Below are 18,305 nucleotides of genomic sequence, written 5' to 3' on the forward strand. Positions count from 1 at the left end.
CGCACCCGTCTCAGCTGCCGCGACGCGTCGGCTTGAGGCGTTGCCGCAGGAAGCGCAGCGTGGCTTTCTCCAGCTCCCGTGGCTTGCCCGCACAGGCCTCGGTGATCGCGCGCTGCAGGCTGCCATCGCGCCAGCCCTCGAACACGTCCGGATGGATGTAGGACTTGCGGCAGACCGCCGGCGTGTTGCCCAGCACCCGGGCCACCTGCTTGACCGCTTCCACCAGCGCATGGCGGCGGGCGCGTTCGCCGCCCTTGTCCGGCAGCGGCGTGCAGGCCAGCACGCCGGCGGCAAGGGCGGTGCCGCCCCAGGTGCGGAAATCCTTGGCGCTGAACGCCTCGCCGCAGGCCTCGTGCAGGTAGTCGTTGACCATGCCCGAGTCGACCGGCTGGCGCTCGCCCGCGTCGTCCAGGTACTGGAACAGGCGCTGGCCGGGCAGTTGCTGCACGCGGCGCACGATCCGCGTCAGCCGCGTGTCGTCCAGCTCGACTTCCTGCTCCTGGCCGCTCTTGCCCTTGAAGCAGAAGCGCAGCCGGCCGCGCGCCACGCGTACGTGGCGCGAGCGCAGCGTGGTCAGGCCGTAGCTCTTGTTGGCGCGCGCGTAGCTTTCGTTGCCGACGCGGATCAGCGTCTCGTCCAGCAGGCGTACCAGCAGCGCCAGCACCTTCTCCCGCGGCAGGCCGGTCAGTGCGAGGTCCTGGCGGGTGCGCCGGCGCAGCCTGGGCAGCGCGGCGCCAAAGGCGAGGGTGCGGTCGAACTTGCCGTGGTCGCGCAGAGCGCGCCAGTCCGGGTGGTAGCGGTATTGCTTGCGCCCGCGCGCATCGCGCCCGGTGGCCTGCAGGTGGCCGTCGGGGTTGGCGCAGATCCACACGTCTTCGTAGGCCGGCGGGATCGCCAGCGCTCGGATGCGCGCCAGTTCGGCCCGGTCGGTGACCGGCTGGCCATCGGCATCGCGGTAGCCGAAGCCCTTGCCCCGCCGCAGCCGGCGAATGCCCGGCTGCGCGTCGCTGACGTAGACCAGGCCGGCCTTGCGTACCTCGGCGCGCAGGGTCGGATCGGGTTCGCTGGGGCGGGTGTTCATCGACCCCAAGTGTGGCGGGCGCGACGATCAAGGCCGTGTGCAGGCAGGCTTTGCACCGCGGCGTCTCCCGCGTTCGCCGAACGGGCGCATCATGGGCGGAGGGCAGGCCAAGGGAGCGGACCATGGAATACGCGTACGACTACCTGATCATCGGCGGCGGCATGGCGGGCGACGCGGCGGCCAAGGCGATCCGCGCCGGGGATGCGGCGGCCAGCATCGGCTTGGTCAGCGCGGAAACCTCGCCGCCCTACGAGCGGCCGCCGTTGTCGAAGGCGCTGTGGAAGGGCGACAAGACGCCCGAATCGATCGACCTGGACACCGCTGCCACCGGGGCGATGCTGCACCTGGGTCGGCGCGTGCAGTCGCTGGACCGGGCCAGTCGCCGCGTCGGCGACGGCCACGGCGACGGCTACCGCTACGGCCGCCTGCTGCTGGCCACCGGCGCCACGCCGCGTCCGCTGCCCTTCGACGCGGGCGATCGCGCCATCGCGTTCCGCACGCTCGACGACTACCGGCGCCTGCGTCGCCACGCCGTGGCGGATGCGCACGTCGCCCTGGTCGGCGGCGGTTTCATCGGCAGCGAGCTGGCTGCCTCGCTCCGCGGCATCGGCTGCAAGGTGACCCTGCTGTTCCCGGGCGCGTCGATCGGCAGTGGGCGCTACCCGCCTGCGCTGTCGGCGTTCCTGGACGACTACTACCGCGAGCGCGGTGTGGAGCTGCTGTCCGGGGTGAAAGTGGTCGATGGCAAGGACAGCCACGACGGCGTCGAACTGGTGCTTTCCGACGGCCGGCGCCTGTGCGTGGATGCCGTGGCCGCGGGCCTCGGCGTGACGCCCGACACGGCACTGGCCCAGCAGGCGGGCCTGGAGGTCGGCGATGGCGTGGTGGTCGACGCGCAGTTGCGTACCAGCGACCCGCACATCTGGGCCGCCGGCGACATGGCCAACTTCTTCAATCCGTCGCTCGGCCGTCGGTTGCGCGTGGAGCACGAGAACGCGGCCGTCGAGATGGGCACGCATGCCGGCCGCGCGATGGCCGGTGCCGGCAGTGACTTCGTCACCCTGCCGTATTTCTACTCGGACCTGTTCGATCTCGGCTACGAGGCAGTCGGCCTCATCGACGCGCGCCTGCAGGTGGTGGAGGACTGGAGCGAGCCGCACCGCAAGGGCGTGGTCTATTACCTGGAGAACGGCCGCATGCGCGGCGTGCTGCTGTGGAACGTGTGGGGGCAGGTGGACGCCGCGCGCGGGCTCATCGCGCAGGCCGGCCCATGGGATGCGTCCTCGCTGCGCGGACGCATCCCGCACGACGGCTGAAAGCGGGCCACCTGCCGGCGCCCGGGCCCAGTGGATGCAGTCGGGACAGCAGTCTGGAAGGCCGGACGGCTGTCAAGAAACCGCGAAATTCCCTGTGATAGAGTTCACAAAAAACGCGCTCGCGCACAGATCGACCCTCCGTTCCCCGGCAGCCGACCCGGCCGGAGCGGACAGGAGCAGGGGGACAAACGGCCATGCCCATTCGAGGCCCCATTCCAGTGGGCAGCCGACGCGTTGCGCTCGCCGTTGCCGTGTGGGCGGCGCTGCTGGCCGCCCCCGCCATGGCCGACACGGCCGGCCCGGGCGAGGCCGCCGCCGCGATCGACCGGCTGCGCCAGGCCGGTGACTGGCCCCGCGCGCTCGCCATCTGCGAGGACGCGCTGCGCGAACATCCCCACGACGTCGAACTGTTGCGCAGGCAGGTCGCGATCCTGGCTGACGCCGGCGCGGTCGGCCGCGCCCGCGAGCTGGCGCAGGCGCTGCCGGCCGACCCCGCGCTGCTGGCCCGGCTGGATGCCGACGTAGCGGCCCAGCGCGCGCGGCGCGCGGCGCGCGACCCGGTCGCCCCCGGGGCCGACCCGTACGCGGCGGCCGACGCGGCGGTGCGCGGGATCGATGCGGTGATCGCGCGCTATGCCGACGACCGGGCGATCGTGCGCCGCGCCGGCCTGGACCGGCTGGTCGCGCTGCAGGCCGGGGGCCGTTCGACCGAAACGGTGGCGGCTTACGACGCGATGACCCCGGCGCAACGCGAGGCCCTGCCGGGCTACGTGCTGCGTCCGCTGGCCGATGCGCTGCTCGACCGCGAGCGGCCGGAGGAGGCCGCCCGCCTGCTCGAGCGCGCGGGTCCGGCGGACCCGGGCAGCCTTCCGGAGGCGGAGTCCGACCCGGCCATCGCGCTGATGTACGCCTACAGCGAAGCCGGCCAGTACGCCCGGGCCAGGCAGGCCATCGACACGGCGGCCGCCGCGCAGCCGGTGTGGCTGCGCAAGCCGGGCCAGTCCGCGCCGGTGGCCAACCCTCACCGCAGCGAGGACGACCTCAACGCCGCGCTGCTGCGCAGCTACGCCGGCCTGCTGGCTGAAGCCAACGCGCGGTTGGCCGCAGGCGTGCGCGAGGCACCGGCCAGCGCATCCTGGCGGCGCGAACTGGGCAACAACGAACGCAGCCGCGGCTGGCCGCGACGCGCCGAAGCGGAGCTGGCGATCGCACAGGGGCTGGACCCGCAGGACATCGGCGTCCGATTGGGCCAGCTGGAGGCCCGCCGCGACCTGGGCGACTTCGCCAGCGTCGAACCCGGCCTGGAAACGCTCCAGGCACAGTACCCGCGCAATGCGCAGGTGCAGCGCGCGCGTCGCGCCTGGGACCGCCAGCGCGGCTGGCAGTTCGACGCCGCGCAGACCTTTGGCCACGGCAGCACCATCGACTATGGCGACCGTGACCAGGACACCCTGGCCACGCTCGCCTCGCCGCTGCTGGCCGACCACTGGCGCCTCTACGCGGTCGCCCGCCATGCGCAGGCCTCGCTGCCCGAGGGCGATGCGCATCGCACCGACGCCGGCCTGGGCGTGCGCGGCCAGTGGCGCGGCGTGCAGGCCTACCTGCAGGCGCTGCCCACGCGCGGCACCGGCGACGACCCCACCGCGATCGAGGCGGGTTTCGACTGGACGATCAGCGACCACTGGGCGTGGAGCACCGACGCCAGCAGCGCCGGCGCCGACATCCCGCTGCGCGCGCGCTACTACGGCATCCATGGCAGCACGCTGGACAGCACGGTCCAGTGGCGCGCGAGCGAACTGCTCGCCGCGCGGCTGGGCGTGCAGGCGGCCAACTTCAGCGACGGCAACCGCCGACGCGCGGCCGACCTGGGCGTCAGCGGTCGCGTGCTGACCCGCCCGCGGCTGCAGCTGGACCTGGGCGCGGACCTGTACGCCTCGCACAACACCCTGGCCGATACCGCCTATTTCAACCCGGAGCGCGACGGCGCCGCTACGGTCACCGCGCACCTGGACCACGTGCTGGCCGCACGTTACGGGCGCAGCTGGCACCAGCTCGTCGACGTGGCGGTCGGCAGCTACGCGCAGCAGGGCCAGTCGGCCGGCTGGGTCGCCGACGTCGCCTACGGACAGACCTGGCAGCCGCACGAGGGGCTCGGTTTCGGCTGGCGCCTGGGCTGGCACAGCCAGCCCTACGACGGCCGCCGCGAAACGCGCGCCACGCTCGAACTAACCCTGCACTGGGGGGAGTGACATGCGTTACCTGATCCTCGCCCTGCTGCTCCTGCTGGCCGTGCCCGCGCACGCCGGCCGGCTGGTGATCCTGAGCTACCACGACATCCATGACCCCGCGCAGGGGCCGACCACCGACCCGGACGCGACCAGCCTCGATCACCTGGTCGGCCACCTCGAATACCTGCACGCCAACGGCTGGACCGCGGTCAGCGCGGCGCAGGTGCGCGCCGCCGCGCACGGCGGGCCCGCGTTGCCGGACAAGGCCTTCCTGCTCACCTTCGACGACGGTCTGGAAAGCTTCTACACGCGCGTCTACCCGCTGCTTCAGGCCTACCACTACCCCGCGCTGCTGGCGCTGGTGACCGGCTGGATCGAGACCACGCCCGGCGACCGCCTGGACTACAACGGCCGCGACTGCGACGCCTCCTGTTTCGTCACCTGGGCGCAGGTGCGGCAGATGCAGCGTTCGGGGCTGGTCGAGATCGCCTCGCATACCGACGCATTGCACGAGGGCATCCTCGGCAACCCGCAAGGCAACCTGCTGCCTTCGGCGGTGACGCGCCGCTACGACCCCGCCGGCAGCCGCTACGAAACCGAGGCGGCCTGGCGCGAGCGCATCACCGACGACCTCACCCGCAGCGCGGCGGCGATCCGCGAGCACACCGGCCAGTCGCCGCAGGCGATCGTGTGGCCCTACGGCGCCTTCAACCGTCCCGCGCGCGAGATCGCCGCGGCACTCGGCATGGAGATGTCGCTGACGCTCTCCGACGCCGTGCCGGACCCGGCCCGCGACCGCACGCTGCCACGCCTGCTGCTGGGCGGCGATCCGGGCGTGGCGGATCTGGCCTGGCAACTGATGCCGACGCACGAGGTGGAACCGCGCCGCGTGGTCCAGGTCGACCTCGACTATGTCTATGACCCGGATCCGGTGCAGCGCGAACGCAACCTCTCGCAGCTGCTCGACCGCATCAAGCGGATGGACGTCGACCAGGTCTGGCTGCAGGCCTACGCCGATCCGGACGGCGACGGCGTGGCCGACGCGCTGTACTTCCCCAACCGCCACCTGCCGATGCGGGCGGACCTGTTCTCGCGCGTGGCCTGGCAACTGCAGACCCGCGCCGGCGTGCATGTCTACGCGTGGATGCCGGCGCTAGCGTTCCGCCCGCGCGCGGGCGACCCGGTGGCGGCGCGGGTGCTGGACGGCGAGGGCAAGGACGTGGCGCGGCTCGATCCCTCGCAGCCGGCCGTGCGCGAGTGGATCGGCGACCTTTACGAGGACCTGGCCAGCTACGCCAAGTTCGACGGCCTGCTGTTCTCCGACGACGCGCTGCTGCGCGACACCGACCGCCTGCACGACGCGCCGCCGCCGGGCCCCGCGCGCACCGCATGGCTGGTCGACTACACCCACGAGCTGACCGAGCGCGCACGCCGCTGGCGGCCGCAGCTGCGCACCGCGCGCAACCTGTTCGCCGCGCCCGTGCTCGACGGCAAGGCCGAAGCCTGGTTCGCGCAGTCGCTGCCGGCGTTCGTGGCCGGCTACGACGAAGTGGGCCTGATGGCGATGCCGCAGCTCGATGGCGCCAGGGCGAACAAGGCCTGGTTCGAACAGCTTGCGTCGGCCGTTGCCACGGTGCCGGGCGCGCGCGAAAAGACCGTGTTCGAGCTCGCCACCGAAGACTGGCGCACGCACCGTCGGATTGACACGGACGCGGTGCTGGCCCGCATGCGCCTGCTGCAGGTCCACGGCGCGATGCACCTGGGCTATTACCCGGACGACTTCCCGGCCGACCATCCCGAGCTCGAGCGCATCCGCCCGGGCATTTCCTCGGCCACCTATCCGTACAAGGGGCGCTGATCGTGGAAACGACGAACCACGCCCTGTCCGTGCTGCTCGACTTCGCCTTCTACTACCCGCTGGTGATGTCGATGCTGTGGATGAGCGGCAGCATCCTCTACTTCCTGCGTTGGGAGCGACGGCAGCCACCGCGCACCGAACCCCAGCCGCTGCCCGAGCAGCCACCGATCAGCATCCTGGTGCCCTGCCACAACGAGGGCACGCACATCCGCGAGACGATCGAACAACTGGCGCGCCAGCGCTGGCCGGAATTCGAGATCATCGCGGTCAACGACGGTTCCACCGACGATACCGGCGAGCAACTGGACGCGCTGGCGAAGGAAGTGCCACAGCTGCGCGTGATCCACTTCGCCGCCAACCAGGGCAAGGCGATGGGGCTGCGCATGGCGGCGCTTGCGGCACGCCACGAGTTCCTGGTGTGCATCGACGGCGACACCCTGCTGGACGAACACGCCGCGCACTGGATGATGCGCCACCTGCTGGACAGCTCCCGCGTGGGCGCGGTCACCGGCAATCCGCGCATCCGCAACCGCTCGACGTTGCTCGGGAAGCTGCAGGTCGGCGAGTTCTCCTCGATCATCGGCCTGATCAAGCGCGCCCAGCGCGTGTACGGGCGCATCTTCACCGTGTCGGGCGTGATCGCCGCGTTCCGCAAGCGCGCGCTGCTGGACGTCGGCTACTGGAACGTCGACATGGTCACCGAGGACATCGACGTCAGCTGGCGCCTGCAGATGCGCCACTGGGACGTGCGCTACGAGCCCAACGCGCTGTGCTGGCTGCTCACCCCCGAAACCGTGCATGGCCTGTGGCGCCAGCGCCTGCGCTGGGCGCAGGGCGGCAGCGAGGTGCTGCTGCGCTACGCCGCCGGTCTGTTCAACTGGCGCCGCCGGCGCATGTGGCCGGTGGCGCTGGAATACCTGCTGAGCCTGGTGTGGGCCTACCTGATGCTGGTGGTGGTCGCGCTGTGGGCGGTCGGCAAGTTCATTGCGCTGCCGCCGGAACTGGCGGTGCCCAGCCTGCTGCCGCGCTGGCACGGCGTCATCCTCGGCCTGACCTGCCTTACCCAGTTCATGCTCAGCCTGGTCGTCGACCGGCGCTACGAGACGCGCATCGGGCGCAACTACTACTGGATGATCTGGTACCCGATCGCCTACTGGATGATCAATACGCTGACCACCGTCGTGGCGTTCCCCAAGGCGCTGCTCAAGCGCCGCGGCGTGCGCGCGGTATGGGTCAGCCCGGACCGGGGGCTGCGATGAAAGCCGAAGGCTTCCTGATCCAGAACGAACGTCGCCGCACGCCCACGCAGCGCGCGCTGTCCTCGCTGGTCACGCTGGTGGCGTGGATGCTGTGGTTCTACCTGTGGCTGCCGGTGATCACGCTGGTCGCCTGGCTGGCCGGCGTGCGCACGGCCTGGATCGAGCTGTCGGCCGAGGCCTACGCGAACCAGACCACCGACCTGCTGGCGATCCTCGGCTACGCACTGGTCAGCGCGGTGGTATTCGCTGGCTGGGCCTACTACAACCAGGCCCGCTTCGCGCACAGGACCCGCCGTCGGCAGGGGCCGGCCGCGGTGACGCTGATCGAGGAAGCGATGGCGCTGGACATCGACCCGCGCGAGGCCCAGGCCCTGCGCAGCCAGCAGCACAGCACGCTGGTGTTCGACAAACATGCGCGGCCGGTGGTGCGCCGCTCGCCGGATCGCGAACCCGAGCCGGCCTAGGTTTCGCAGGGTGGGCTTCAGCCCACCATCGGATGTGCGCTGAAACAGCGCTGGGCTGAAGCCCGCCCTGCTTGCCGCGGAACGCGTTCCGCGGGCGGCATGCATAGGTCCTCGAAAGACATGCTTGGCAGCTTCGCCGGATCGCAAGACTGGAGCCCGTAGAGCGGGCTTCAGCCCATCATCGGATCGGTGGCGGAGCAGCGTGGGCTGAAGCCCACCCAGCGGGGATCACTCGACCCGGCAGAACACAGCCTTGAGATAGCGCCCTTCCGGCACGTCGGCGCGCACCGGATGGTCGGCGCCGGCGCCGGCGACCTGCAGCACCTGGATCTCGCGGCCGGCATTGAGCGCCACGCGGCGCAGCATTTCCAGGAAGTCGGCCTCGGCCACCAGACCGGTGCACGAGCAGGTCAGCAGCAGGCCGCCGGGCGGGATCACGTCCAGCGCCAGGCGGTTCATGGCGAAGTACTTCTTCAGCGCGTCGAACACCTTGTTGCGGTCGCGCGTGAGCTTGGCCGGATCGAGAATCACCGCGTCGTATTGCTCGCCACGCGCGGCCGCCTCGCGCAGCCAGTCGAAGATGTCCGCCTGCTGGAAGTCGATCGCCAGGTCGTTCGCCGCGGCATTGGCGCGCGCGATCTCCAGGATGCCCGCATCCATGTCCACGCCGACCGCCTCGCGCGCGCCGGCGGCCATGGCGTGCACGGCGAAGCCGCCGGAGTTGCAGCACAGGTCGAGCACGCGCCGGCCGCGCGCGAACTCGCCGAAGCGGCGGCGGTTCTCGCGCTGGTCGGCGAAGAAGCCGGTCTTGTGGCCCAGCCCCGGCGCCGCGTGGAACGCCAGCCCGTGCTCGTGGACCTCGACCGGCGCCGGCGGCTCGGGGCTGCGGCAGTCGAACGATTCCTGCTTCTGCACGTGGCTCTCGGCAAACCAGTACAGCCGCGCACCGGGGAAGTGTGCGAGCAGGGCGGCGTGGATCGCCTCGCGGAACTTCCACATGCCGGCGGCGAAGTACTCGATCACCAGGATGTCGGCGTAGCGGTCGACCACCAGGCCGGACAGGCCGTCGCCCTCGCTGTGCACGACGCGCCAGGCGTCGCTGGCGTGGTCCAGGTGCAAAAGTTCGCGGCGCAGTTGCACGGCGCGCGCGATGCGTGCGGCGATCCAGTCCGCGTCGATCGCTTCGGACGGGTCGCTGGTGAGCAGGCGCAGCGCGATGCGGGCGTGTCCGTTCCAGAAGCCGCGGCCGACGAAACGGTCCTTGCTGTCCACCACCTCGACCACGCTGCCCGGTGGCAACCGCTGCTCGGGCTTGTACACCTGCGCCGACCACACCCACGGGTGGCCTGGCGCGCGGTCGGATTTGAGGCGGATGCGAGGTTGCGCGGCGGGATCTTGCGGGGAAGGGGTGTTCATCCCGCCATGATACCCGGCGCCGCCCTCGACACCTGTAGGAGCGCCCTTGGGCGCGACCGCCATGCGGGGGTTTGCGTTGCCGACGGACATGGCGGTCGCGCCCAAGGGCGCTCCTACAATCCGGTTAGCGCAGCTTGAGGATCAACCAGGACACCACCGCCAGCAGGTTCACGCCAATCCGCGACACCGACGGCCCGGCCACCGCCAGCACGAAACCCTGCGTGCCGAAGTTCCAGTCCAGCCACGGCCGCGCCAGGTGGAAGGTGGTGTGGATGTTGAGGAAGGCCCCCGCGTGCAACGCATAGCTGAACACTGGCGTGGCGATCAGCGGCAATTGCAGCAGCTGCGCCACGCGCGAGAACGCCACGCCGCGATCGCTCCCCTCGACCAGCCACACGCCCGCCAACAGCACGAAACCGAAGGCGATCAGCGCCAGCAGCGCATGCAGCATGTCGTAGGTCGAGCCCATCACCAGCAGCCGGCGCAGCGCGCCCGCGGCGCCGTACAGGCCACCGGCGATTTCGAGGATGCCGATCAGGCGGAAAAGAAAACTGCGCATGGAACAGGTTCCGGGCACGTGAACGAAAGCGCGGAGTGTGCCGCGTTTGCGGCGCCGCGTGTGCGACTTCAGTCCAGCGTGTCGGCCAACTCGTGCAGGTCGGCGACATGCTGCTCCCACCAGCGCGGTTCGGCGGCGAACGGGAACGCGGCGGGAAACGCCGGGTCGGCCCAGCGCTGAGCGATCCAGCCGGCGTGGTGGACCTGGCGCATGGCGCGCAGGGTCGGGATGAGCGCGAGCTCGTCGTGGTCGAAGTCTCGCATGGACGTATAGCCCGCCAGCAGCATGTCCATGGCCGCGTCGTCATGCGCGAGCATCCACAGATCCTGTACTGCAGGGCCGGTGCGTGCGTCGTCGAGATCGACGAAGTGCGGGCCGGCGTCGGTCCAAAGCAGGTTGCCCGGATGGCAGTCGCCATGCAGCCGCAGCTGGCGCACGGGACCGACCGCCTCCCGTCGTGCGGCCACCGCCCGGTCCAGCCGGTGCACGGCGGTGCGGTAGGCCTCGGCCAGGTGCGGCGGCAGCAGCGGCGAGGCCAGCACCGCCTGCGCAGGACGCTCGACCAGCGTGGTCCGGTCGATGCGCTCGCGATGGCGGAACGGCGAGCGCGAGCCGACCGCATGCAGGCGCGCGATCAGGCGCCCCAGCCACTCCAGTTGCTCGGCCGATTCCAGCGAGGGCGCGCGCCCGCCCCGGCGCGGGTAGAGCGCGTAGCGGTAGCCGGCGTGGTCGAGCAGGGTGCGGCCGTCGAACACCAGCGGCGCGACCATCGGCAGTTCGTCCGCGGCCAGTTCCAGCGCAAAGGCGTGTTCCTCGGCGATGGCTTCGTCGCTCCAGCGCCCGGGCCGGTAGAACTTGGCGATCACCGGCGTCGCATCCTCGATGCCGACCTGCCAGACGCGGTTCTCGTAGCTGTTGAGCGCGAGCAGGCGGCCATCCGGCCACAGGCCGCAGGCGCCGACGGCGTCGAGGACGAGGTCGGGGGTGAGGTTGGCGTAGGGGGTGGTGCTCATGCTTTTGGCTCCCTCTCCCCTCCGGGGAGGGGGAGCAGTTTTTCGACGGCACTTCGCACGTGCGTGGCTCCTCTTCGCGCGCTTCGAACGTTCATCCCCGCGAGCCCCGGCCCCTCACCCCAACCCTCTCCCCCATCTTCGAAAAAGGCTGGGGAGAGGGAGCAGTGCACGCGCGCTCCGACCCGTCGTTCACCGCACCACCGCCCGCCGCGGCACCACCGCCATGGTCAACCGCGAGATGCACACCAGCGCGCCCTCCTCGTTCTCGATGCGGATCTCCCACACCTGGGTCGAACGGCCCAGGTGCAGCGCCTTCGCCGTCCCGGTGACCACGCCCGAGCGCACGCCACGCACGTGGTTGGCATTGATGTCCAGCCCGACCGCCACCTCCAGTTCCGGGTCGAGCGTCAGCAGCGCCCCGGTGCTGCCCAGCGTTTCGGCCAGCGCCACCGAGGCGCCGCCGTGCAGCAGCCCGAACGGCTGGTGCGTACGCGCATCCACCGGCATCGTGCCGGCGAGCCAGTCCTCGCCGATCGCCGTGAAGCGGATGCCGAGCACCTGCATCAGCGTGTTGTCGCTCCACGCATTGATGCGCTCGAGGTCGGGTGCCTGCTTCCAGATCGCCATGGGGAACGCGCCGCTTCAAGGGAAAGCATGCATTGTCCGTCCACGGCCCTCGCGGCGACAATGCGCGGGTGTTCACCATCACCCTCCAGAACTCCGGCCGAACCTTCCCCGCCGCGCCGGGCGAAACCGTGCTCGAAGCCGCGCAGCGCGCCGGCATCGCGCTGCCGTACTCATGTCGCGCCGGCGTCTGCGGCAGTTGCAAGGCCACGCTGCTGGCCGGCCAGTGCGGCTATCCGCGCAATCCGCCGGTCGCGCTGAGCGGCAGCGCGATGGCGCGCCACGCGATCCTGCTGTGCCAGGCGGTGCCGGCCAGCGACCTGACCATCGCCGCGCGCGAGGTCACGTCGGTGGAGGACATCGCGCGCCGCCGTCTCACCGTCGAGGTGACCGGCAAGCAATCGCTGGCGCCGGGCGTCACTGGCCTGGTACTGCGTCCCGTGGCCGGCCAGAAGCCGCTCAACTGGCTGCCGGGCCAGTACCTGGATGTGCTGCTGGAGGAGGGCAGGCGCCGGCCGTTCTCGATCGCCAGCGGCCCGAAGGAGGACGGCAGTATCGAGCTGCACGTGCGCCACGTGGCGGGCGGCGGTTTCACGTCCTGGGTGCACGAGGGCCTGGCGATCGGCGCGCGGCTGCACGTCGAGGGGCCATTGGGCACTTTCGTGCCGCGCGAGGATTCGGAGCGGCCGATGGTGTTCATGGCCGGGGGCACCGGCTTCGCGCCGGTCAAGGCGATCGTCGAGCATTTCCTGGCGCTGCCCACGCGCCGGCCGATGGCGCTGTACTGGGGCGCGCGCAGCGCCGGCGACCTGTACCTGCGCGGACTCGCCGAGCGCTGGGCGCGCGAGGCGCCGAACCTTGCCTTCCACCCGGTCCTGTCCGACCCCGAGCAGGCCGCCGCCTCGGGCGTGCGCGCCGGCCTGGTGCACGAGGCGGTGCTGGAGGACCAGCCGGACCTGTCCGGTCACGAGGTCTACATGAGCGGGCCGCCAGCGATGATCGACGCCGGCCGGCAGACGTTCGCCGAGGCCGGGCTGCCCGACGAGCGGCTCTATTTCGATTCCTTCGAATACGCGCCCGACGTGCTGGCGCAGATCCTGGCCGGCCGCGCCGGCATCGGCGGATAGACGGCCAGCCGTCCCGGGTTACTTGTTGCCCTTGGCCAGCGGCAGCTGCGCCTGCTGCCAGGCCAGCACGCCGCCGCCCAGGGTGTAGACCCTGGTGAAGCCGGCCTTGACCAGCCGCTGTGCGGCCTTGTCGGAGCCACGGCCGTCCTTGTCCATCACCACTACCGGCAGGTCCCTGGCCTTGGCCAGGTCCTTGTGCTCGGGGTCGAACTGGCTGGGCAGCACGTGGCGCGCGCCGGGCACGTGCATCTTCTCGAAATCCGCGCGGGCGGAAAGGTCCACCAGCAGCGGGTTCTCGCGGTTGATCAGCAGGGTCAGCCCGCCCGGGGTCAGCTCCTTGTACTTGCGCAGCAGGCGACCGAACTCCATCGCCACCAGCGCGAGCAGGATGATCACGAACAACGCCGACAGCGCGAGGTGGTTGCCCACGAAGGTGGGGAGCTTGTGCAGGAAGTCGTTCATGGCGGGCCTGGCCGGATGCGCAAACCGGCGATTATCCGGGAGTGCACCAGCGCGCGCAAAGGTCGCTCCTCGCGCGCTGAAGCCCTCTCCCGGCCGGGGAGAGGGTTTGGGTGAGGCGCCGGGGCTCGCGGGGAAGGTTGTCCGCGAGACCTGAGCCTTTCGTAAAGCCCGCCTCCAGACCGCTCTGTCGCTAGAGCGATCCTCGCCCCTGTCTTTGATTCAGGGCCCGGGCTGGAGGCCGGAGACGCTACTCGCGCGTGATGTCCGGCAAGCCGCTCATCAGCCACCAGCGCTTCTTCTCCGGGTCGTACCGCCAGCTCTGCCGATCGACCACCGTACGCTCGGACTGGGTGTTCACGTTGACCAGGCTGATCTGCACCACCTGCCGCACCTGGTTCTCGCCGTCGGGCACGGGACCGGCGCCCTCGTCGTAGCCGGTCACGCGCACCTGCCCGTAACGCGCCAGTTCCAGCGAACTGACCGGATTGGCCTCGCGCACCTTCGGATCGACAAACTGCTGCGCGCTCTGGAAATCGCCCCAGCGCAGCGTGCTGGCGTAGGCGTTGAGCGTGGTGACCAGCGCCTGGTTGCGCTGATCGGTGGCGCAGCCGGCGCAGAGCATCGCGACGAGCGCGAGCAGCGGAAACAGGTAGCGACGCATGGGCGATTCCCTCCGGAAACAGGACCTCATTGTGCCCCAGCCCGCCGCTTGGCGACGAAGCGCGCCTGAAGCGTGGCGGCCGGGCGAGAGCCGCTGCCGGGCACCTCGCAGCGCACGTCGATGCGTGCCTTGCCGCGCTCGGCGAGCGTGGCGAAGAAGGTCGCGAAGTCCGCGTCCTCGGCCAGCCGCGCCTCGGCGTGGAAGTCGTCCCACACCGGCTCCAGATAGCGCACGTGCGAGTCGCCGACGAACACGTCGCAGTCCTCGCCGCGCCGCTTGAGTTCGAGCTCCACCAGCGCCCAGCCGGCGAGCGTCATCACGCTGGCCAGGCTGCCGCCGAAGGCGCAACCCTTGTCGTTGACGTTGGGCGCCAGTGGCGCGGCCAGCGCCAGGCCGTCGCCGTCGTAGCGGTGCAGGCGCAGGTCCATGGCGCGGGCGAGCGGGATCTTGTCGCGGATGAAGCGGAGCAGCTCGTCGGCAAGCAGTCGGGAATCGGCAGTCACGGTTCGACACACGAAGGGAAAGCGGCAAGTGTAGCGAGCGGCTTACACTGCCCACCTGTTTCGGCTGCATGGGCTCACGCGGTGCCACACGCTTCCACCCCCGGCGAGCTCGACGGCCGCGTGATCGTGATCACCCGTCCCGCCGGCACCGCTTCGGCCTTCGCGCGCCAGGTGCGCGCACGCGGCGGGGTGCCGCTGCTGCTGCCCGGGCTCGCCCTTCGCTCCGGCGACGATGGCGCGCAAACGGTGTTGCGCGAGGCCCTGCGCCGGGACGACCTGCTGCTGTTCACCAGCCCCGCGGCGGTGCGTTTCGCCGCTGCGCTGGCGCCGCTGCGCACGCGCGCCACGGTGCTGGCGGTCGGGCAGGGCACCGCCGCCGCGTTGCGCCGCCACGGCCTCGCCGTGCAGGCGCCCACGCGGCAACAGGACAGCGAAGGCCTGCTCGACCTGCCGGCGCTGCACGACGTGCAGGGCCGCGGCGTGGCGCTGGTCGGCGCGCCCGGCGGCCGTGGTCTGCTGCAGCAACGCCTGGTCGATGGCGGCGCGCGGCTGCGCGAGGTGTGGGTCTATCGGCGCACGGCGCCGCGGCTGGATCGCCGGCATGTCGAGGCGGTACGGCAACTGCGCCCGAACGCCCGCGTGCTGCTGTCCAGCGCGCAGGCGCTTGCGAACCTGCACGAGGGCCTGCCGCCGGACGCGTGGACGCGCTTGCGCAATGCCGTCGCCGTGGCCAGCAGCGAGCGCCTGGAAGCCGCGGCACGCGAGGCCGGCTTCCGCCACGTCCGTCGTGCTGCCTCGGCCATGCCCGCCGATCTCCTGGCCGCGGCCCGCTGACCCTGCAGGAGCGGACCTGCGCGCGACCGCGATGCCCATGGCCCAGAGCGGGACTGCCGTGCGTCGCGGTCGCGCACAGGGTGGGCTCCTACCCCGGCCGCCGCCGGCTTCACACCGGTCATGCGAACCCCGCCGGGCGGGCTGCTAGCATGGCGCGCATGAACCAAGACGACCTCGCTTCCGATCGTCCCGCCGCGCCGGTTCCGGCCGCCGCGCCGCGTCCCGCGCCCGCACCGGCCCCCCGCCGAGGCGGCACGCTTGCCCTCGCGCTGCTGATTGCCCTGCTCGCGCTCGGCCTGGCTGGCTACGTGGCCTGGCGCCAGTGGCAGCAGATGCAAGGCGCGGCCGGCGACCACCTCGACCAGCGCGTGGGTCACCTGGAAGACACGCTCACCACGCTGGGCGACGAGCGCTCCTCGCTGCGCCAGCGCCTGGGCGACGCCGAGCAGGTCAACCGCAGCCTGCGCGAAGAGATGCTGGGCCAGTCCGAGCGCCTGCGAAACCTGGAGGACGCGGTCGCCAAGCTGTCGGAAAAGAGCCTTTCGGGCCACGACGCGATGCTGCTGGACGAGACCGAGACCCTGCTGCGCATGGGCCAGCAGCGCTATGCGTTGTTCCATGACGCACAGGGCGCGGCGGCGGCCTACGCACTGGCCGACCAGGCGCTCGCCGCGGTGAACGACGGCGCCTTCTCCGGCGTGCGCCAGAGCCTCGCCGCCGAGCGCGAGGCGCTGGAGCAGAGCGTGCCGCGTACCCGTGCGGTCGATACCCTGCAACAGCTCCGTGGTGCCGTCGGGACGCTCCCGCTCAAGCGCGAGGACGCCGAGGCCGCGCCGGCCAACCCGGGCGCCTGGGCGCGCATCCGCCATGCACTGGGCAGCGTGGTCAACGTGCAGCGCGACAGCGGCGCACCGCTGGCGGTGGCCGACGCCCGCTTCGCGCGCGAGCTGACCGCGCTCGACCTGGCCCAGGCGCAGGCCGCGCTGCTGGCCGCCGACGTCGACGCCGCCCACGCTGCCATCGTGCGCGCGCAGGCAAGCCTTGCCGCACAGTTCGACACCGCCGAGCCGTCCGTCGCGCATGTCCAGGCCGAGCTGGCCAACCTTGCCTCGACGCTCAAACCCGCCACGCCAGTGCAATTGGGCGCCGCGCTGGCCGAACTGCGCAACCTGCGCGCACTGCACGCGCTCAAGGCGGTCGATGCCACGCCGGCACGCGCGGCCAGCACGGGGCGCCGGCCGTGAAGCTCTGGCGCTGGTTGTTGCTGCTGATCGTGGTCGCGGCGCTGGCCGCGTTCGGCTGGCACTGGGTCGCCGAGGACCCGGGTTACGTGCTGGTACGCCTGCGCGGCTGGCGCGTGGAAACCACTGTGGTCGTCGCGCTGGTCATCGTGCTGCTCGCCTGGGCGATCCTGGCCGGCCTGTGGCGGCTGGCGCGCTGGCCGTTCGGTGCGATGTCGCGGCGGCACCGCCGGGTCAGCCGGCAGCGGCTGGGCGGTGGCCTGGTCGCGCTGATGGAAGGTCGCCACGGCGAAGCCGAGCGCGACCTGGAACGCGCCGCCCGCCTGGATGAGCTGCGCGGCCCGGCGCTGGTCGCGGCGGCCGAAGCCGCCTCGCGTCGCGGCGAACCGGCACGCGCGCTGGAGATCCTCAATCGCGCCGGCCAGGTCGCGCCGCAGGCAGCGCGGGTCGTGCGGGCGCGCGTGCTGCGCCGCGACGGCAAGCCCGCCGAGGCGCTCGCACTGCTCAACCCGGAGGCCGACAGCGGCAGCCTCACCCCCGGTGGCTGGCACGAACTCGCGCTGGCCGCGCTGGCCGCCGGCGAACCGCGCCGCGCGCTGGCCGCGCTGGAACCGCTGCAGAAAAGCGGCGCGCTCGGCACGCAGCGCTATGCCGCGCTGGAAACCCGGGTGCTCATCGCCGCCATCCTCGCTGCGCCCGACGGCCAGGCGCTCAACGCGCTGTGGTCGCAACTGCCCAAGGGCCAGCGACGTGCGCCCGCGGTGATCGACGCCTACGCCCGCCGCGCTGCCGTCTTCGGCCTCGCGTTGCCGGCCATGGACGAACTGGAATCGGCCCTGCGCCGCGAGTGGTCGCCGCAGCTGGCCGAAACCTGGGGCACGCTGGAGGGCGACGACCTCGACGCCCGCCTGCGCCGCGCCGAAGCCTGGCTCGACGCCCACCCGAACGATCCCGGCCTGCTGCTCGCGCTCGGCCGCATGTGCGTGCGCCAGCAACTGTGGGGCAAGGCGCGCACCTATCTCGAACGCTCGCTCGCCATCGCGCCCAGCCCTGGCGCCTGGGAAGCGATGGGCGATGCCTGCATCGGCCAGGGCGACGTCCCGCTCGCCCAGCGCTGCTACCGCAACGCGCTGGCGCTCACCCGCGGCGATGCCACGCTCGAGCTTCCGCGCGACGGGCGGCTATCGCACCCGGACACGCGCTCGCTGGCGGTGGAAGAACGCGACCAGCACGGTGTGCCGCGGCTGCGGCCCTGATCCCGAGATCGGCCGCAAGGCACGCTCCAACTTCGCTGTGTCGCTTGCAGCAGGGCAGTTGCCGGGTCCCCAGGGCGTGTCCACCCCCAGCGCATCCCGTTGCGGATCGGGCAACGTGCCAAGGGCTGGTCACGATGCCGTGGCGCACCAGGCCGACCGGTTGGCGGCGTTTTCCCTCGTCGTGTGACCGCGGTGCGTTGGCCGTGTGCAGGGGCGGGTCCACGAGCCTGATCGCCCGCTCGTCCGCTTCCGGAGGAAGCTCGAAAAAAGCGCGAGAAACCATGGTGCGTGCATGCGATCGAACGTCCCCGGCAAACCCGCGGAGCGTCGCCCGGCACGCCCCTGGCCGGGAACTGCTCCGCGAGCAGGGCAGCCTGGCAAAACGTGCGCCATCCGCGTCCCG

At 71.6% G+C, this 18,305-nt stretch carries 17 protein-coding genes; 9 read left to right on the plus strand and 8 right to left on the minus strand.

What is annotated here, in order from left to right:
- Positions 1 to 10: 10 nt before the first annotated feature.
- On the minus strand, positions 11 to 1,081 hold the full coding sequence (locus ACFWZU_RS05415; RefSeq protein WP_439700403.1) for a DNA topoisomerase IB: 1,071 nt from the start codon (positions 1,079 to 1,081) through the stop codon (positions 11 to 13).
- A gap of 122 nt (positions 1,082 to 1,203) precedes the next feature.
- Here ACFWZU_RS05415 and ACFWZU_RS05420 point away from each other — a divergent pair, with 122 nt between their 5' ends.
- From ACFWZU_RS05420 to pgaD, 5 genes are all read left to right on the plus strand, one after another.
- A complete protein-coding gene (locus ACFWZU_RS05420; RefSeq protein ID WP_439700404.1) occupies positions 1,204 to 2,397 on the plus strand; it encodes an NAD(P)/FAD-dependent oxidoreductase in 1,194 nt (397 codons plus the stop codon).
- A 194-nt stretch (positions 2,398 to 2,591) separates the two neighbouring features.
- Complete coding sequence (gene pgaA / locus ACFWZU_RS05425) at positions 2,592 to 4,646, plus strand: poly-beta-1,6 N-acetyl-D-glucosamine export porin PgaA (protein WP_439700405.1); 2,055 nt, start codon at positions 2,592 to 2,594, stop codon at positions 4,644 to 4,646.
- A 1-nt stretch (position 4,647) separates the two neighbouring features.
- On the plus strand, positions 4,648 to 6,483 hold the full coding sequence (gene pgaB / locus ACFWZU_RS05430) for a poly-beta-1,6-N-acetyl-D-glucosamine N-deacetylase PgaB (protein ID WP_439700406.1): 1,836 nt from the start codon (positions 4,648 to 4,650) through the stop codon (positions 6,481 to 6,483).
- 2 nt (positions 6,484 to 6,485) lie between these two features.
- Positions 6,486 to 7,742, plus strand: coding sequence for a poly-beta-1,6-N-acetyl-D-glucosamine synthase (gene pgaC, locus ACFWZU_RS05435; RefSeq protein WP_439700407.1), 1,257 nt, complete (start codon positions 6,486 to 6,488; stop codon positions 7,740 to 7,742).
- A complete protein-coding gene (gene pgaD / locus ACFWZU_RS05440; RefSeq protein WP_439700408.1) occupies positions 7,739 to 8,206 on the plus strand; it encodes a poly-beta-1,6-N-acetyl-D-glucosamine biosynthesis protein PgaD in 468 nt (155 codons plus the stop codon). The genes pgaC and pgaD overlap by 4 nt, the downstream gene beginning before the upstream one ends.
- A gap of 228 nt (positions 8,207 to 8,434) precedes the next feature.
- Here the strand turns inward: pgaD and ACFWZU_RS05445 are convergent, their stop codons facing one another.
- From ACFWZU_RS05445 to ACFWZU_RS05460, 4 genes are all read right to left on the minus strand, one after another.
- Positions 8,435 to 9,622 carry a class I SAM-dependent rRNA methyltransferase gene (locus tag ACFWZU_RS05445; protein ID WP_439700409.1) on the minus strand — a complete coding sequence of 396 codons (1,188 nt, stop codon included), beginning with the start codon at positions 9,620 to 9,622 and terminating at the stop codon, positions 8,435 to 8,437.
- Positions 9,623 to 9,746: 124 nt separating this feature from the next.
- Positions 9,747 to 10,181 (minus strand): hypothetical protein, encoded by a 435-nt coding sequence (locus ACFWZU_RS05450; RefSeq protein WP_439700410.1) that lies wholly within the window; start codon positions 10,179 to 10,181, stop codon positions 9,747 to 9,749.
- A 68-nt stretch (positions 10,182 to 10,249) separates the two neighbouring features.
- Positions 10,250 to 11,194, minus strand: a complete 945-nt coding sequence (locus tag ACFWZU_RS05455) for a serine/threonine protein kinase (protein ID WP_439700411.1) — start codon at positions 11,192 to 11,194, stop codon at positions 10,250 to 10,252.
- A 189-nt stretch (positions 11,195 to 11,383) separates the two neighbouring features.
- A complete protein-coding gene (locus tag ACFWZU_RS05460) occupies positions 11,384 to 11,821 on the minus strand; it encodes a hotdog fold thioesterase (protein ID WP_439700412.1) in 438 nt (145 codons plus the stop codon).
- Between the two features lie 32 nt (positions 11,822 to 11,853).
- Here ACFWZU_RS05460 and ACFWZU_RS05465 point away from each other — a divergent pair, with 32 nt between their 5' ends.
- Positions 11,854 to 12,945, plus strand: a complete 1,092-nt coding sequence (locus ACFWZU_RS05465; protein WP_439700413.1) for a 2Fe-2S iron-sulfur cluster-binding protein — start codon at positions 11,854 to 11,856, stop codon at positions 12,943 to 12,945.
- A gap of 18 nt (positions 12,946 to 12,963) precedes the next feature.
- Here the strand turns inward: ACFWZU_RS05465 and ACFWZU_RS05470 are convergent, their stop codons facing one another.
- The 3 genes from ACFWZU_RS05470 to ACFWZU_RS05480 all read right to left on the minus strand — a co-directional run bounded on the left by ACFWZU_RS05470 (position 12,964) and on the right by ACFWZU_RS05480 (position 14,571).
- Positions 12,964 to 13,407, minus strand: a complete 444-nt coding sequence (locus tag ACFWZU_RS05470) for a rhodanese-like domain-containing protein (protein WP_439700414.1) — start codon at positions 13,405 to 13,407, stop codon at positions 12,964 to 12,966.
- Positions 13,408 to 13,654: 247 nt separating this feature from the next.
- The gene (locus tag ACFWZU_RS05475; RefSeq protein WP_439700415.1) at positions 13,655 to 14,068 is read right to left on the minus strand and encodes a hypothetical protein; all 414 of its coding nucleotides are present in this window, start codon (positions 14,066 to 14,068) and stop codon (positions 13,655 to 13,657) included.
- A gap of 26 nt (positions 14,069 to 14,094) precedes the next feature.
- A complete protein-coding gene (locus ACFWZU_RS05480; protein ID WP_439700416.1) occupies positions 14,095 to 14,571 on the minus strand; it encodes a YiiD C-terminal domain-containing protein in 477 nt (158 codons plus the stop codon).
- Between the two features lie 81 nt (positions 14,572 to 14,652).
- On the opposite strand from ACFWZU_RS05480, the gene ACFWZU_RS05485 reads away from it, so the two are divergent.
- The 3 genes from ACFWZU_RS05485 (at position 14,653) to ACFWZU_RS05495 (ending at position 17,902) form a co-directional block, all read left to right on the plus strand.
- Positions 14,653 to 15,405, plus strand: coding sequence for a uroporphyrinogen-III synthase (locus ACFWZU_RS05485; protein WP_439700417.1), 753 nt, complete (start codon positions 14,653 to 14,655; stop codon positions 15,403 to 15,405).
- A gap of 158 nt (positions 15,406 to 15,563) precedes the next feature.
- Complete coding sequence (locus ACFWZU_RS05490) at positions 15,564 to 16,649, plus strand: uroporphyrinogen-III C-methyltransferase (protein ID WP_439700418.1); 1,086 nt, start codon at positions 15,564 to 15,566, stop codon at positions 16,647 to 16,649.
- Positions 16,646 to 17,902 (plus strand): heme biosynthesis HemY N-terminal domain-containing protein, encoded by a 1,257-nt coding sequence (locus ACFWZU_RS05495; protein WP_439700419.1) that lies wholly within the window; start codon positions 16,646 to 16,648, stop codon positions 17,900 to 17,902. The genes ACFWZU_RS05490 and ACFWZU_RS05495 overlap by 4 nt, the downstream gene beginning before the upstream one ends.
- Positions 17,903 to 18,305 lie beyond the last annotated feature (403 nt).

This window comes from Frateuria sp. GZRR33 (assembly GCF_051900425.1).
In the GTDB taxonomy this organism is placed as follows: Bacteria; Pseudomonadota; Gammaproteobacteria; order Xanthomonadales; family Rhodanobacteraceae; genus Frateuria_A.